Annotated in this window: 2 protein-coding genes; both read right to left on the bottom strand. The window is 66.5% G+C overall.

Annotated elements, in window-relative coordinates; all coding sequences use genetic code 11:
- Window positions 1-20 precede the first annotated feature (20 nt).
- Entirely contained in the window at window positions 21-995 is a 975-nt protein-coding gene (locus tag L995_RS24585) for an ABC transporter substrate-binding protein (RefSeq protein ID WP_013800043.1), read from the bottom strand.
- A gap of 272 nt (window positions 996-1,267) precedes the next feature.
- On the bottom strand, window positions 1,268-1,879 hold a 612-nt coding region (locus L995_RS24580; protein WP_047474014.1), incomplete at its 5' end, for a LysR substrate-binding domain-containing protein.

The following is a 1,879-nucleotide window of genomic DNA, read 5'->3' as shown; positions in this document are numbered from 1 at the left end:
CCGCGTATCCCCTGGCGGGCTTACTGGATGAAGCTGGCGTCGTACATCACGCCATAGTTCTCGGGGATGGAGCGGATGATGCCGGCCTCCTTGAGGATCACGGCCGATTCCTTCATGAACGGCACCAGCTCGTTGGCGAAGAATTTCTGGTTGGCTTCCTTGTCGGACCACTTGAGGTAGGAGGCCGACTTGCCGAACTGCTCGCCGCTTTGCTTGACGGCCGTGCCCATGATCTCGAAGGACTTGGTCTTGTCGGCCTCGATCATGGCCACCGCATCGAAATACGACTGGGCCAGGGCCTTGGCGGCGGCCGCGTTGGCCTTGAGCCACTTGGGATCGCAGCCCACGGTGTCCATGACCATGGGGTAGTCGATGGTGGTGGCCAGGATCTTGCCCGCCGCCGGGTTGGCGCGGATGGTGGACAGGTAGGGCTCGTAGCTCATGGCCGCATCGTTCTGGCCGGCCACGAAGGCCTGGGCCGCGGGCTGGGGCTCCAGGGAGACGGTCTTCACATCCTTCATGGTCATGCCGTTCTTGTGCAGCATCCAGGCCAGGCCGAAGTACGGCGCCGTGCCCGGCGCGCTCACGGCCACGGTCTTGCCCTTGAGGTCGGCAAAGCCCTTGACGTCATTGCGCACGGCGATGCCGTCGGCGCCATAGGACTTGTCCATCTGGAAGATCTGCACGATGGGCACGCCGTTGGTGTTCCAGGCCACATGCGTCTCGATGGTGGTGGCCGCGCACTGGATGGCGCCCGAGGCCAGGGCCAGGTGGCGGTCCTTCTGCGGAATCATCTTCAGGTCCACCGCCAGGCCGTTCTTCTTGAAGATGCCGGCCTTGTCGGCCAGGGTCAGCGGCGCGAAGCCGGTCCAGCCCGACATGCCCAGGGTGATCTTGGTCTCCTGCGCGGCAGCGGGCTGCAGTGCGGCGGCAAGGCAGAGGGCGGCGGCCAGCGGCCCCAGGGGCAGGCGGCGGAACGTGGGGATCGAACTCATGTGGCACTCCTCGGTCGGGAAAGCAAGTTGGCAATGGCAGTTTCGGGGTCCGCGGGCAGACCGGTGCGGAAGCCCGAAGTGTGTTTTTGCCGACCAAACATGTATATACAGGATTACCCGGCAAACCTGGCAAGGGCGGAAACCTGCATCCATCTGCGGTCAACACAGAGTGCGGGAGCAAGCACCGTGCCAACCCATCTTGTCCATACAAGCTGGGGAAAGTCCCTGGTCGCGATTCACCACCGTGGTGCAGGCCACCGCACGGCGCGCCGCTACGGTGCAATCACAGCCCGCGCCACCTTCAAAAAAGGTGCAATCAGCGGCGAGGCATTGCCCGCCGGCACGGCCAGCACCACGGGCTGGGGTGCCACGCGGCCCCGGATGCGGCGGCAGGCCAGGCGCTGGCCATCGTGGGCGCGGTCCACCACCGGTCGCGTGGTCAGCACGCTCAGGCCGTGGCCATTGGCCACCATGGAGCGCAGCATCTCGATGGAGGCGAACTCATGGGCCACCAGCGGCGTCACGCCGGCCTCGCGGAACAGCGACAGGAAATACTCGCGGCTGTGCGGCAGGTTGATCAGCACCAGCGGGTGGTCCGCCACTTCGGCCAGGCTCACGCTGGTCCTGGCCGCCAGCGCATGGCGATGCGGCAGCAGCACATAGGGCGGCAACGCCGCCACGGGCAGCAGCTCCATGCGGGGACGCGCCAGGCCCGTGTTGTACTGCAGGGCCGCATCGAGCTCGCCGCGCTCCACCTGCTGCGTGAGCGAGGCGATATCGCCCTCCACCAGCTCCAGTGCAATGCCGGGATGGCGGCGCTGCATCTGCGCCAGCAGCGCCGGCACCCAGCGCGCGCCCAGCGTGCTCAGAAAGCCCAGACGCGG

It is taken from the genome of Delftia sp. ZNC0008 (assembly GCF_000799035.1).
In the GTDB taxonomy this organism is placed as follows: domain Bacteria; phylum Pseudomonadota; class Gammaproteobacteria; order Burkholderiales; family Burkholderiaceae_C; genus Comamonas; species Comamonas tsuruhatensis.
This window is presented reverse-complemented; position numbering and strand designations above follow the sequence as displayed.

Coding starts and splice junctions, on each gene's coding strand:
- L995_RS24585 (WP_013800043.1), bottom strand. CDS start 995: ATGAGTTCGATCCCCACGTTCCGCCGCCTGCCCCTGGGGCCGCTGGCC.